Below are 15,293 nucleotides of genomic sequence, written 5' to 3' on the forward strand. Positions count from 1 at the left end.
GCCTCAAACAGCGCATCTCTACGCGAGACGGGCAGGAATGCCCGTACCGCAATCTAGGGACAGTTGATTTGTTAGATGTGCCTAAACATAAATTGGCGATTCGTAACAAACAGCAGGGTGTGGCTGATAAGTGCCATCTGTGACAGAGATATTGTCAAAGGCAAACCCACCATCAGGACTGGCAAAATGACCAAACTGCTGGAACTTAATTTGCACGTTCTCACCTAAAGTTAGCCCTCTGTTATAAGCGAATTCGCTCAAATTGACATTATTGGTCTTGTATTCGTTTGTTGAATTGACACCAGTCAAGTCAACTAAGCGATACCAATCTTTGCCATCCACACTCAGAGCTACACCATCAGCATTGATTGAGCCAGTGAAAGCATCTGGCATGGGATCGTCTGCATCGTTGAATTCTTTTTGGTCAAAGCTGAGAGTGGCATTTGAGACCCCATCTGTATTAATGTTTAAAATCAACTCGTTCAACGAACCTTGAGGATTGAGCTTTTCGCTAACAGCAGGATTCAAGAAAGTGTCTAATACAACTTGTCCCGCACCTAATGAATCTTCGCTGTCAGTGACTCGAATTCTTCCCGCACCATTAGTGTCAATTTCGTAACGGCGTGGGAGATCTCCATCGTCAAAGTTATCGCTGAAATTTGGAGAAGCAGCGACTACTGGGCCAAAAACAGCATCGTAGGCGTCAATTAAACCAAATCCAGTGACATTGTCTCTACCAGGAACGTAAATATCCTCTGCTGTTGACTTCAGTCTCTCGTATATTTGCTCTGGTGTGAAATCGGGATTCGCCTGTTTTACTAAAGCAGCGATCGCCGCCGCATGAGGCGCTGCAGCTGAAGTTCCAAAAAAGTTAGGGAAACCATTGCCGTCAATGTCTTCACCAAAAAACGTAGTGTCAACACCCTGAATAGCAGCTAGATCTGGCTTTAGCCTGAGTTCGGGCTTTTCTAGGCGCTGTCCCTTGGGTTCAAATAAAATAGTTGTTGGACCTACCGAAGTAAAGAAGTCTTTTGGATCTTTGCCGGGATAATATGCTGGGTTGTCTTGGTCAAAATAGTTAACTGCCCCTATTGCACTCGCATTGACTGCAGCTGCGTGAGGAACAATTGTGGAGCTACCAGTGCCAAATTCATTGAAGGTAATTTTGTCTTCTTCAGGCGCGTAGTTGATATATTTTATACGTCCTGGTTCTGTCCCATGATTTAGTCGAATTACGACTTCAGCTTCCAACTCGGTGTGGCTGTGGTTGGTAAAGGAAAAGGTTTCGCTAGGTAATTGATTGGCAATGTTGTTATCATCAGACCTAGCGATTACATTTCCTGTTCCTGGCTCTAGTAAAAAAATATCTAGATCCGTATCAACACCCTTAACTGTATAGAAGGGGTCATCCCACTGTAAAGTCAGAATAATTTTTTGATTGGGAGCAAGGGTAATCAGTTGACGGGTGTCTACACCATGACCTGGGTCAAAATCATGATAATTCCCTGCAATAATACCAGCAGAATCTGAACTACTTGCAAATTTTGTGGATTCGTATGCTTGTCTGTTATAGTTACCTGCAGCCGAAAAGTAGGCAACGCCGTGTTTGGTTACGACTTCATCAATTGCCTTAGCGATAATGCCATCCTGAAAAATTGGTTCATCAAAGTATACAATGTCATCTACCAAAATATCGGCATGGTATTTTTCAAAAGCGAGGTCGCGAACTTGCTGGGCAAAATTTACCTCACCTAAGAATACTGAAGAAAAAGCAAGCTCAGAACCAGGAGCCAAGTCATAAACGAGTTGCAACATGGCTCGCCCTTCGTCAGTATATTGCTCTTTAGCAATACCACCTTCTTGGAATACCCTCACCCCATCCGCAGGTAAATCGCCAGAGTCTATATCCTCTTGTGCCGTACCTAAGATGTTGTAACTGTCACTTAAAACACCAACTGTTACCCCCGATCCATCAAAACCTTTAGGTAGAGAACTGCGTACTCGACTTGCTTCTTGAATGATGTCAGCTTGACTGGTTACCTTTCCACCTCCTTGGCTATGTGAAGAAGGGCTTACCCCACCATCATCAAACACAAATTGTGTTTGTGTATCTTGTATTTGAAATTGAGCGAAGCCCTGTTCCTCAGGAATGGAGCGATTCTGTAAAAAGCGCTGTTCTGCTAGCTTCTGCAGCTCGGGAATTGAGTTAATTGGCAAAAAGCCTTCAACTAAGTTATGCTCTGGCGCTAAACCTGTCTCATCAAACCCTAACTCTTTCAAGGCTGGTAATAAAGCCTTTACGTTACTGTTAGTAATCTTGATCAAAACTCTTGTGGAGCTTTCATCAAGGAAGAGTAAATCATTACTACTCCGAAAAGGTTCATAACCATAGCTTTGGTCATAACTATAGCTTTGGTCATAACTATAGCTTTGGAACTCTTCGTACAGTTCTAACAGGTCTCGAGAAATAGGAGATGTGTTCCGTTCCAACTCAATCAGCTTGTCACCTCTTTTTTCATCATTATCTGGTTCGTAATTGTCTTCAACTGGGTAGTAAATCTTTTCGCTGGAACTCTCGTTGTCCACCATAAAATTCTCCTTCCAAATTTATTTTTCAGAAATGCCTCAAAGATTCTGCACGGAAATTGCATTCAAACCAAAGCGACAGTTACACTTATACGTCGTTTGAGCTTCAATTTCAGATGAGAATCAAACTATTTATCAGTAGTAAAAATCTCAATGTCTATGAAGCCAAAAACGTAAAATCATGATGCACACGATCGTCAAAGCTGTTTCAAGAGTAAAGAATGCTTTTAGCTAAAGAACTTGAAAAAGTCAAGTTGAGTGACAACAAGCTTTTCACTATGTAATGCTCTATGTTTTTGCAAAACTTAGGGACATCTTGGATTGTAGAAACTAATTATTAGGACGTTGTGGGATAAAAACCACATATTATCTTTTTCCTTTTATCAAAGGTAGAAGACCCATCATTTGTTTATAAACTTGCTACTTTTATTCTGCAACCTTAATTTACAACATACGTATAACTACTAAGAGAAATTCACACAATCTTTATATAAATACTTCAAAAGAATTGAAAAGCTTCTAAAAACAACCATTTCTACCTGTAAGTATTTATACATAATTGTCCGCACAATTTAAACAAAACTTTAAGTACTCGAACAGTAAGATGTTGTATGTTAAGTCTAATGTACGTATAAAATGGCGTTAAATTGAATTAAACAAAAGCGATCGCTGCTGTCTTTATCTTCAAACTTAGCTATGAGAAAAGAAGTTTTCATACATATTAATTTTTGTATTTTACGTTACTTTTCGATATTTCATCTTTCTTAAAGATTTATGTAGTATACAAAGAAAAAAGAATTTTTTTTCTTTTGTATGAAGTTATTTTTTAAAAAAATGACCCTTTAACTAACCCTCATAACGAAACTCTCTTATTTTTGCAACAATTATTAACAAAAAAATTAAAAAATAAAAATAAATAAAATTGATGACTGCACAAACAAAGCTTGCAGCAGTAGACTTTGTAGGAAATCAACTCAGACAGTGATTCTGCTTCAATGTCAGCAACTTATTAGATAATTAAATTGATGAAAATTCTTTGAGCTATCTACTAGATACAACCATTAAGATTATCTTGAGAAGAACTAAAGGATAAGTAGTGAACTACACTGAGTTTGGGATGCTGGGCGATCGCCAACTTCTCCCAGTGGTCGGGAATCTGACTAACTTAATCAAAATGGTAGAAAACTCGTAGAGTGTCAAGTTTGTTGTACGCAGGATTCTCGACAAAGGTATTGTTTTTAAGATCTAAAGTTGACAAATCTCTAGCCGCTTTCAAACTTAATATAAGGAATTATAATGATGGCACAAAGTAAGCATACATTATTTTTATATATTGGACCTCTATGGGTTGTAGGAAGTTTTGCATTAATGGCTCCTGCAAGAGGGCAAATTGTTCCGGATAACACACTAGGTACAGAAAGTTCGGTTGTGACACCCAATGTTGTCATTAATGAAACTAACAGCACCCGCATTTCTGGCGGTGCAACTCGCGATGCAACTCTGTTTCACAGTTTTGAACAATTCAATGTAGATGCAGGCAGAGGAGCATACTTTGCACCTGCAGGTAACATTCTCAACATTCTGACTCGCGTCACAGGGAATAATCCCTCCAACATTCAAGGAGTTTTGGGTGTGGAAAACAGCACAGCGAACCTGTTGTTCATTAACCCCAATGGCATCATGTTTGGAGAAAATGCTTCTTTGGATGTGAGAGGTTCATTTTTAGCCAGTACAGCCAGCAGTTTCAAGTTTCCGGATGGCAGTCTCTTCAGTGCTACCAATCCCACAACACCACTCTTAGCAGTGAATATTCCCAATGGCTTGCAATTTCGCAACAATCCCACCAGCATCAGTGTTGAATCCGGACTCGTCAGTAACCCAATTCCTGGTGGTCTAAGCGTCAGATCCGGTAGAGCGATAGCATTGGTAGGCGGTGAAGTCAAACTCAATGGCGCTGTACTTCAAGCGCCCAATGGTCGAGTAGAGTTGGGAGGGGTTGCAGCCACAGGTGAAGTCACACTGGCAGTGAATGGCAACAATCTGCGATTGAGTTTTCCACAAGAATTAGAGCGCAGCAATGTCTCCCTGACTAATCGCTCAGTGGTCAGTGTCAACGATCGCGGCGAAGGCTCGATTGGTATCAACGCTAAAAATTTAGAGCTTTCGGGCAGTGTGATTATTGAGTCTGGAATCCGAACGGGAATCTCTGCCAGTAACACTCAGCGAGGGAATGTTGAGATTAATGCAAAAGAGTCAGTCAATGTCAGTAGCGGTAGTATGATTAGAAACAATAATGGCGGCACTGGAAATACAGGCGACGTCATCATCAACACCGATAAACTCTCTGTCTCAGGCTCTCAAATTATTGCTAACGTTCTACCGATGGGAAACGGAAGTGCAGGTCGAGTGGAGATAGTTGCCAAAGAAGTTTCTTTAGCAGGAACGCAACAATTTACAGGAATTTTTAACAACATTGGAGCAGCAAATAACAATACCGGAAGTGGGCAAGTCGGTGGCATAAAAATCGATACCAATTCATTATCGATAACCAATGGAGCACAAATAGCAGCTAGCACCTTCAAGAATGGCAACGCAGGAAGCATGGCAATTACAGCCAGTACCATGACCTTAGATGGAGCTAGTGGAATATTCTCTAATGTGCAACTCACTGGCAATGGCAATGCGGGTAACATCTCCGTCACCACAAATAACCTAGAACTGAAAAATGGCTCTCAAATCGGTAGCAGTATCTTTAGTAATCGGAATGCAAACAATAGTGGAGGCACCATTACAATTAACGCTACGGGCAAGATCTCCATTGATGGGGAAGGAACTGTGAGCAACCAAACTCGCAAGAGTGGTATTTTTAGCAGTGTAGAAAACAATGCAGCAGGCATCGGAGGTAACGTTAATGTGACTGCGCGATCGCTTTCTCTTAACGGTGGTAGGGTCTCTGTTACCAATAGAAACCAAGGTTCAGCAGGCAACATTACAGTTACAACCTCTGAGGACATTAAATTAGATAATGATGCATCTATCCGCGCCTTGACTACAGGTGGAGGTGGAGAAGGTAATATCACTCTAAACTCTCGCAACTTAATTCTACGTCGTGGTAGCTACATTAGTACTGATGCCAGAGGTCTAGCTACAGGAGGTAACATCACGATTAACACTGGCAATCTAGTAGGTTTAGAAAATAGTGATATTACCGCAAATGCTCAAGAAGCTAATGCTGGCAAAATCAGAATTAATACAGAAGGTAATCTTTTTGGTATAGCCGTACTGAGCCGACAAAAAATAGAAGAACTCAGGAGCTTAGCTAACCGTGAACCTAATATTGACGAGCCACCTGTGACATCTCTGTTTTCTACAAGTGATATTGCTGCTTTTTCACAACAAAATCCCTCTTTGGATGGTGCAGTGCAAATCAATAACCCAGAGGTCGATCCCAGTGAAGAATTAGTAGAATTTCCAGAGAATGTCATAGACCCCACACAGCAGATTGCCCAAAATCCCTGTCAGCAAAGTGTTGCTAGTAGATTCGTTGTGACTGGACGAGGAGGTTTGCCACCAAGCCCCAATCAAATTCTGGGAAGTGAGAATGTTCGCGTTGATTTGCTTGAGGCTGTCGCTAGTACGGGGAATTCTAATAGCGCAACTAGAGTTCAGCCTTCAGCTAGTCCCAGTTCCACTGCCAAACAAATCATACCCGCTCAAGGATGGGTCTTGAATGAAAGGGGTAAAATCATTCTTGTCGCTTACAATCCCAATCAAATTACCTCACAGCGATCGCCAAAATTACCAAGCAGTTGTCGTGTCGAAAATGCTCAGTGAAACTTGCGCTTAGCGACCCGTAGAATTCACGTTAATTGAGGGCACCCTGAATTTATGATTAAAATGCAGGGCAAGCTGTAGGTGTTTGCCAGGAGCGTTGGAAGCCAGTGCTGGTGGGGTCAATTGCTGTGAGAACTACCTTACCCCTTTCGTTAAAAATCCATCCTTGGGCAGGTACTATTTGTTTGACTATTGAACTAGGATATAGTTGATTCTGAGTTGTAGTATTAGAGTTCCTTGTGTTGGCAACAGGCTCTAGCAAATCAATGCGAACGTTGTCACTACTAATGGTTTGATTGGGGCTAGGTGGTAATCCGCCTCGTCCAGTAACAATCAGTTCACTTTTTGCACCCTGCTGACATGGATTTTGGGCAATCTGTTGTGTGGGGTCTATGACGTTCTCTGGCAATTTAATTAACCCCCGACTGGGATCGACTTCTGGGGTGGTGAGAGTGACAGTGCCGCTCAAAGACGGATTTTGTCGCGAAATGGCAGTAATTTCATTAGTAGGTATCAGTCTTGGGTTTAAATCATTTGGACTCAACCTCTCTAAGTCTTGACGGCTGCGAGACACAAATCCATAAATGCCATTTGAATTGATAAGCACCTGACCGCCCTGACCCCTAAAAGCATTAGCAGTAATATCGTTGTTTTCATTGGGTCTGGCAATCACAAAGCCTCGGTAACCGGGGAGGTTGTTGATAAAGATGTTGCCGCCGTTACCACCGCCAGTTTCCTCTGTACCTGCGTTAGCAGAGATTAGACTGCTGTTACGCATCAGCAAGAAATCTTGTACTTCCAAGTTAATATTACCCCCATTTCCTGAGTTAGAGGCAGCGTTAATACTTCCATTGTCCAGATTTATGGAATCAGCTGTGACTTGAAGGTCACCGGCATCACCTGAATTTAGACCTAGACTGCTTACGGTTATTTCAGCGCCATCCCGAACGATTAACCGTGAAGTTTCTAGGTTGATAATGCCACCATTACCTTTGGCTTCTGGTAAGACTGAATTAGGATTGACTGAACTAGATAAGGCGCTGCTCCACGTACCACCCGACGATGTACCAATGAATTCTGCTGACTCAGATGCTTTTACTACTATATTGGCTGCTGTCCCGCTGCTAAAAGTAAAAGTCACTAGCTGTGCTCCATCTTGAACTGTGAGCCGTCGTGTGTCTACGCTTAACTTGGCACCTGCACCCGTGGCTCCTACCTGAACAACCGTACCTAATGCAGTGGGAATAATATCATCTGCTGAGGTGCCTTTTAGTTCCACAGTTTCGGAGGCTTTGAGCACCACGTTACCTGCCTTACCTGCACCATAGGTATCAGCTCCGATCTGTGCGCCTCCTTGGACAATGAACCGCCTTGTTTCCAGAATTAAATCGCCACCAGTACCCTGAGCTTCTGGGGAGACAGCAGTATATAAAGTGCTGGGAACCGAATCATTGACTGACACTCCCGTTACTTCGAGTGAGTCAGAAGCGTTCACACTCACAGTTCCTCCTGGTTGTGACCCGGTAAAAGCAACAATGGCTGAACCATCGGTAAGTTTTATGTTTCTGCCCTGTACTTGGATCTCCCCGCTACCCTGACTACTACTTGCATCTATTGATGCCTTTTGAGACAGTAGGATGTCTTGGAAGGAAGTCACACCTGAGTATCCCAACCTCCAGCCTTTGTCTGTACTTGTTAGACTGACTAGGCTAGAACCAGCGACACTCCCCACTTCAATCCTTCCTCCATCTGTCATGAGATTCCCTTTATCTAGCGTCACGCCACCTCCTACAAGGGCAAGAGTTTGACCGGATTGCACCTTAAGACCATCAGTATCAGGAGTTTGATTTCTTTGAAACTCGAAAGTTTGTACATTGAAGGTAAGAGCGTTACCTGTTGTTCCTCGGACGTTAATTGCTCCCGGATTTTCCCGAAATCGCAAGCCAATAGGAATATTCACGGTTAAGATTGGCGGTGCAGCTGGGTTAGTAGCGCTAAATTCAAAACCATTGTCAAACAATAAACTGTTGGCTGTACTGCCTAGAAATGAACCTCTCACATTTAAAGAAGCCTTTTCCCCAAAGATAATGCCATTGGGATTGATGAAAAATAGGTTAGCGTTGCCAGATATAATACCCAATTCCCCAAGAATATTTGAGGGGTTAGTTCCCGTGACTCGAGTTAAAATATTCTGAATGTTACTTGATGGATTGAAATAGACACTTCTATTTTCACCCACATTGAATTCCTGAAAACTGTGGAACAGGTTTGTCCCGCGAGTTGCACCACCATCAATGCGATCGCTAAGAATGCTATTAATCTCTACATTGGGAGTCACGACTGAACTTTCATTTCCGAGACTGTTATCTGGAATGATTTGGGCTTTGGCAGTGTTTATAGAAGCAATCCATCCCACGCTGACTAGGGGTATGGTTATGAGAAACTGCGATCGCATATTCTGTCTCATAATCAATTTCAAATTTTGAATTCAAAATTTTATTTATTTTCTAGTTTTTCTTAAAAGCTTCTCATTGAGAAGTCGTTTTTCAAAAATTTAAAGTAACTACATCCATCAACACAATTAGCTAACTTGTCGTCGCCTCTCCCCCAAGCCAAGTTTGTGATTATTATTCTATTTTTTTGATTTTCAATCTTTAGTGTACTGACAAAATGTACGCGCTTTTAAGATAGCTTAATAAAAAGAACTCATAAATAATCCTTGTTGTGTAAGATTATCTATGAGTTATGAGTTATAGATCGATACGATTTAGATAAAACTAAAATCCGGGTTAGGAACACAAAGTAGAGACGAGCCAAGGCGCGTCCCTACACACGTAATTTTTTACACATTAACCTTAACTGAACTGTCTTGAGTTACAGACAACTTTGCGGTAAGTGTGAACTACCCACACTACCGAAAAGCGCGGTAAGTGATGGGCTTCGAGCTTCATAGACCGTTGCCTTTAAATCTTGCGATTTGCAGGTCTTACACAGGCTCCACTCGCGGTAAAGGGGTTCCCTCCTCCAGTGACTCCAGCAAGCTGGGCGTTTATATGCAGCAAGCAAGGATAAAACAATCACTTCCATAGTTGAAGATTGGATTGACCGTCTCCCTAACGCAGAACTGGTCATTCATCCCACACTGCCTTCGGTCAGATGTGGGATGAATGACCGATTAAGCTAAATCCTAATTTTCAGGTTTCAAAGTGAAACAAGCACCTCCAAACCAAAAATGACTAGTACAAAGGGCGCGAAAACCAGGCTATTATTGCACGCTCGTTGTAAAGCCTGCAGTATAAGCCTTTTACTTTCATCCTTTAGCCTTCATACAGAGAGCCTTTTTGTACTAGCTCTGTGCACAGTTATTTTTAGCCTGGTTACCTAATGCAGACCAGGTTTGTTGACCAACTATGCCATCGACTTGCAAATTACTTTCTGTTTGGAACTGTTTGACAGCACTCTCTGTCTTGGGACCAAAAATTGCATCAAAACTGCTATTATCCAGCCTGCCAAAAGTAATTAACAGTTGTTGTAGCAATCTTACAGCTTCACCAGTGGAACCATTTTGCAGTGTCGGCAAACTCTTTTGAGCCATGATCTACCTTTCCTATCTTTGTTTGAACGATGTTGATTTGACTCTTTTTCTTTATTAACTCTTAGCTATTAACAGGTCACGATTATGGGCGACACCGACGAAAACCAAAATCGCCCAAAGCACGCCAAGTCAGAGGCCCAACTTTACCATCGACGGGAAAAGTTGGATCGCCGATAATTCCTTTGTACTCTTGTTGGAATCTGACGACAGCCGCAAAAGTGTTACGACCAAAGTCTCCGTCTTCCTTAAGTGCTGCAGCGCTCCCATCCCCAATCTTAGGTCTGTAAGCGTTTAGCAGTTGTTGTATAAATCTCACGGCATCACCATTGTCACCCTGGATTACTAATGGCAGGCTGACAGAGCGGGCTGCAGCCTCAAGCGTTGCATTAAAATCAGCAGCTTGTGTCATTATTTACACTCCGTGACTTGTTGAAAATTTAAAACTTTTTCATTGGTGTGAAATTGTGTTAGAAGACCCACCACGGCATTACCTATCTATGGATAATACTTTCGCTACCAAGGCGCAGATTCACTCTGCTATTTTGAATCGGATTGTGGGTCTCGTTTTCACTACCAACTAGATACAGTTGTAGCGAAAAGAATATTATTTTGGTGGCTTTTTTAACTTTATTTTTAGGTCTGATTGTATCTTTTTATATAGATTTTTTTACTTAGAGCAGCTATAAGCTTTGCCAGAACTGGTTTTTTGAACTTTGAAAGCGGAAATTTTGAAGGACTTGGTACCGCCCGCTCTCCAACTCCACGCGATGGAGAGCGTAAATATAACATTGAGGAATTACTGCTAAGGTCAAGTTGGTCGAGCGGCTAATACCATGATTTTATGGCAACTAACCAACACTCTACACAACCGGAAGGTAGTAAAAGGCAAACCCCAGTACTGTATATGCTGCTAATAGCAATATGCCTTCCAGCCAATTTGACTTACCATCAGAACTAATGCCATTGGCAATTAACACTGATACAGCGACAGCCACTAATTCAAAAGGGTTGAAATTTAAATCCATAGGTTGACCGAATACTCGCCCTGCCAAAACTAGGACAGGAGCAACAAATAAGGCAATCTGCATACTCGATCCCACCGCCACGGATAAGGACAAGTCCATTTTATCCTTAAGGGCTACAGTCACGGCTGTAGCATGTTCTGCAGCGTTGCCAACAATAGGTACAAGAATGACCCCCGTAAACAGTGCGGTCAAACCTAACTGTGATGTAGCAACTTCCAGAGACTCGACCAGCATTTCTGATTCTAGTGCAACTAAAATAGTACATACTAGCAACACCCCTGCCCACAACCAAATATTTGGTTTGCTGTGATTGGTTTCGTCTAGTGTTTCCGATACACCTACTTCATAGAGATATGCGTGGGTTTTCATGGAAAACAGCAGTGTGAGGGCGTAGACAATAATTAAGACTATGGCAACAGCTAGGGAAAGATTTTGCAAGATTTGTGGGTTAATTTCTTGAGAACCAAATTTCATGGTTGTTGGCAGCAAAATCGCAATCACTGCTAAATTCATAGAAGAAGCATTTACCCGCGCTACTATTGGTTGGAATGTCTGTTCTTTATGGCGCAGTCCACCTAAAAACATCGCCAAACCCATAACTAGTAGTAAGTTCCCGATAATCGAACCAGTAATACTAGCTTTGACAACGTCTACCAGTCCGGCTTTTAGGGCAACCAGGGCAATAATCAGTTCCGTTGCATTACCAAAAGTGGCGTTTAGTAGTCCTCCTAGGGTAGGACCAACTACAACAGCAATTTCTTCTGTAGCTGTTCCCATCCATGCTGCTAGGGGCAAAATTGCCAAACAGGCTGTGACGAAAACTATGAGGTCTTCCCACTCGAAGTAGTGTGCTGCAAAGGAAACCGGAATAAATAGGGACAAAACTAAAAAGAAAATGTTTTTACCCGACATATGTCATTTTGAGTTGAAAGAGTTAATGGAAACAGAGTTAGGGCTCAAGAGTGAAAAATAATCTTCCTCACTCCCTGATAAACACGCTGTTCAAAGTGTCTATTGTACAGATGTGTGCTATCACCTCTCTACAATTTCTTACTTAGGATACTCTCAACCTCCTAATGGAAGGGTTCCGAAATTTCACTGTTTCTTTTCTAGAGGTTTATTTGTAAAATAAGATTACGATATAAATCGTGTTCGTAATCTTTCGTTGCAAAAATTTCAGTTGAACGTCGAATTCTACAACAAAGATGCGGTTTAATATATTAAAAGACAATTAAGTTTTTGGCACCTCCAGTGACAAGACCTGTTAACCGAGGCTCTTGTAAATGGTTGCTTAATTTGCAAAGCTGCTTGATAATGCAGATTACCTGCCACATGAAGACCGCAAAACGTGGAACTCGGTCGTATCTCATAGTTGCTCTCAAAGCACCAACTGTTGTTGCAATACCACTGTAGAAAGGTTTATAGAGATTAATCTTGGGCTTAGTTGCAAGCTTATCTATACTATTTGGAATAATAAATCCATGACTTCAGCTGCTGAATTGCCAGCTAATACTGGTACAAATTTAATCCCACAAGAAATTACAAAAAGCACCAAAACGCTCGATCCCCTGAAACAAGCTACGGGTGTATACGTAACAGTCCACGGGCATTTTTACCAACCTCCACGGGAAAACCCTTATTTGGACGCAATTGAACGTCAACCTGGTGCAGCGCCTTTTCATGATTGGAATGAACGCATTCACGCCGAATGCTATCGTCCCAATGCCTTTGCCCGAGTGTTAAATGACCGAGGCGAAGTGGTGGGGATCGTTAACAACTATGAGTATTTGAGCTTTAATATTGGACCTACGTTGATGTCGTGGCTGGAACGTCACGATGTAGAGGTGTATCAACGGATTTTAGAAGCAGACCGCAAGAGTTGTGAAAGGTTGAACGGGCATGGCAATGCGATCGCGCAAGTATATAACCACATCATCATGCCCCTTGCAAACGAGCGGGACAAACACACTCAAATCCGGTGGGGCAAAGAAGACTTCCGATCCCGTTTTGGACGCGATCCCGAGGGAATGTGGCTTGCAGAAACAGCTGTAGACCATGCAACCCTAAAAGCCTTAATTGACGAAGGCATTCGCTTTATTATTCTTGCCCCATCGCAAGCACAGCGCTGTCGTCTCATTCCCACAAAGGACGATCCCGACCCTGAATGGCATGAAGTTGGAGGTGCCCAGATCGATCCCACACGCCCCTATAGGTGTTTCTTAAAGGACAGTCATTCCTCAAAAGAAAATGACACTGGACAAATCACAAAGGACGAACCTTACATCGATATCTTCTTCTACGATGGTCCGATCTCAAGGGATATGGGCTTTAGTGATGTCCTCTACAATTCCAACCACTTGGCAGGACGCATTGGTTCGGCAGTGCGCGGGGATCACCGTCCCGCACAGCTAATTTCCGTAGCCACAGATGGGGAAACCTTTGGACACCACAAAGGAGGAACTGAAAAAACACTAGCCTACGCATTTACAAAGGAATTTTCCCACTGGGGTTGGACAGTGACAAACTACGCTCACTACCTCAGCTTGAATCCCCCTACGTGGTATGTGGAACTCAAACCAGTCACAGCTTGGAGTTGCGCCCACGGTGTAGATAGATGGCAAGATGATTGTGGTTGCGGTGGTGGTGGAAGTTGGCACCAGAAATGGCGTCGCCCCCTGCGGGATGCCCTTAATTGGTTGCGCGATCGCCTCATCCAGGTGTATGAAGAACATGGCAGGCTGTTTTTCCGCGATCCCTGGCTGGCACGCGATGAATACATACAAGTTATAGGCGATCGCTCTAGCGAAAACGTCAGTCGTTTCCTTGCCCGCCATCAAAATCACAAACTCTCATCTTCCGAACAAGTAGATGCCCTGCGCCTGCTAGAAATGCAACGTCACGCTTTGCTGATGTTTACAAGTTGCGGATGGTTTTTTGAAGAAATCTCGCGACCAGAAGGCACCCAGATTCTTCGTTATGCTGCCCGTGCTTTGGAACTTGCTGGAGATGTTACGGGCGTGCAGTTAGAGAAAGGTTTTCTCAAACGCCTTGCTGCAGCCATCAGTAATGTTGAATGCTTTAAACATGGAGCTGAAGTTTACCGACAACTCGTGCTGACAGCCCAAGTTAGCTTTAAGCAAGTAGCTGCCCACTATGCCATTACTTCATTGTTTGTCAATCACAAACCTGTAGAGATAGTGCAAACAAGATCTTCACAAAATCTACAAAACCGAAGCAATGGCTCCACAAAACATATACCTTCTTATCAAAAGAGGGCTTATTGCTATACAGTCAACGAACTAGATTACCAGCTTCAACGCATGGGTTCCCTGACTTTAGCTGTGGGCAATTTGAATTTAGTGTCAGAAATTACTTGGGAAAGCGAACATCTCGTTTTTGCTGTTCTCCACCTAGGTGGCTGGGATTTCCACTGCTGCATTCAACCTTTCCTGGGACGACGTGCTTACAGCCAGTTAAAGGAGAAATTGTTTGGGGCGCTGCATCAAGCGAGTGCAGCACACGCGATTTTGGTGATGACGCAATTGTTTGGTGAAGAGGCTTTCAGCTTACAAAACTTATTTGCCGAAGAACGCCACCGACTTATGCACCTATTGAGTCAGGAAACTCTGACACGGCTAGACCAGCTGTACACACAAACATACCGGGATAATTACGGCATATTGATGGCATTCCATCGCGATGGATTACCAGTACCGCAGGAATTACAGGTAGCAGCCGAGATCTCCTTAGGGTATCGGTGTACGATGACATTACGTGCCTTAGAGCAAGATATAGCCGAACTGACATCTAGTTGGAACCATATTGTAGAGTTAGAAGCAATTGCCACGGAATCCAAACATTTGCATTGTCGGCTCAACATTCCTGAAGGCAAGCAGATGTTAGAGAAACTTGTACTGTGTTCTCTCTGGCAACTGTTGCACGATCCCGGCGGTAAATCTGATGCAGATATTCAACAGTTAGAAAGATTGATAGATGTGGGGTATCAGCTTAACATTGGTATTTCACTTGACCGAGCCCAAGAGCTATACTTCACCTGTTTGCACAGTCAAATCCTTCCCCAAGTAGCAGCTAGAATTGACAGTGGAGACAAAACAACTTATTGCCGTCGGTTGTTAGAGATGGGGCAGAAGTTGGGAGTAGATGTTCATACTTGGTTGAGTAAGCTAGGTTAGCAAGGCATACAGCAACAAAATACAAACAGATGTAACGGACTAGGCGGTCTGTGGGATTAA

7 protein-coding genes are annotated in these 15,293 nt (G+C 42.8%); 2 read left to right on the forward strand and 5 right to left on the reverse strand.

The window, feature by feature from the left end:
- Positions 1-81: 81 nt before the first annotated feature.
- Positions 82-2,589 carry a S8 family peptidase gene (locus tag ACYRY3_RS36785; RefSeq protein ID WP_460206668.1) on the reverse strand — a complete coding sequence of 836 codons (2,508 nt, stop codon included), beginning with the start codon at positions 2,587-2,589 and terminating at the stop codon, positions 82-84.
- 1,293 nt (positions 2,590-3,882) lie between these two features.
- On the opposite strand from ACYRY3_RS36785, the gene ACYRY3_RS36790 reads away from it, so the two are divergent.
- Positions 3,883-6,420 carry a two-partner secretion domain-containing protein gene (locus ACYRY3_RS36790; RefSeq protein ID WP_460206669.1) on the forward strand — a complete coding sequence of 846 codons (2,538 nt, stop codon included), beginning with the start codon at positions 3,883-3,885 and terminating at the stop codon, positions 6,418-6,420.
- Between the two features lie 58 nt (positions 6,421-6,478).
- On the opposite strand, the gene ACYRY3_RS36795 is transcribed toward ACYRY3_RS36790, so the two are convergent.
- The 4 genes from ACYRY3_RS36795 to cax all read right to left on the reverse strand — a co-directional run bounded on the left by ACYRY3_RS36795 (position 6,479) and on the right by cax (position 11,952).
- Positions 6,479-8,887 (reverse strand): two-partner secretion domain-containing protein, encoded by a 2,409-nt coding sequence (locus ACYRY3_RS36795; protein WP_460206670.1) that lies wholly within the window; start codon positions 8,885-8,887, stop codon positions 6,479-6,481.
- A gap of 879 nt (positions 8,888-9,766) precedes the next feature.
- Positions 9,767-10,015, reverse strand: a complete 249-nt coding sequence (locus ACYRY3_RS36800) for a peptidoglycan-binding domain-containing protein (RefSeq protein ID WP_460206671.1) — start codon at positions 10,013-10,015, stop codon at positions 9,767-9,769.
- An 82-nt stretch (positions 10,016-10,097) separates the two neighbouring features.
- Positions 10,098-10,424: a peptidoglycan-binding domain-containing protein gene (locus ACYRY3_RS36805; RefSeq protein ID WP_460206672.1), complete on the reverse strand. Its 327-nt coding sequence runs from the start codon at positions 10,422-10,424 to the stop codon at positions 10,098-10,100.
- Between the two features lie 451 nt (positions 10,425-10,875).
- Complete coding sequence (gene cax / locus ACYRY3_RS36810) at positions 10,876-11,952, reverse strand: calcium/proton exchanger (RefSeq protein ID WP_460206673.1); 1,077 nt, start codon at positions 11,950-11,952, stop codon at positions 10,876-10,878.
- Positions 11,953-12,521: 569 nt separating this feature from the next.
- Between cax and ACYRY3_RS36815 the strand changes: the two genes are divergently transcribed.
- Complete coding sequence (locus tag ACYRY3_RS36815) at positions 12,522-15,233, forward strand: DUF3536 domain-containing protein (RefSeq protein WP_460206674.1); 2,712 nt, start codon at positions 12,522-12,524, stop codon at positions 15,231-15,233.
- Positions 15,234-15,293: the final 60 nt, after the last annotated feature.

This window comes from Scytonema sp. NUACC21, assembly GCF_054684315.1.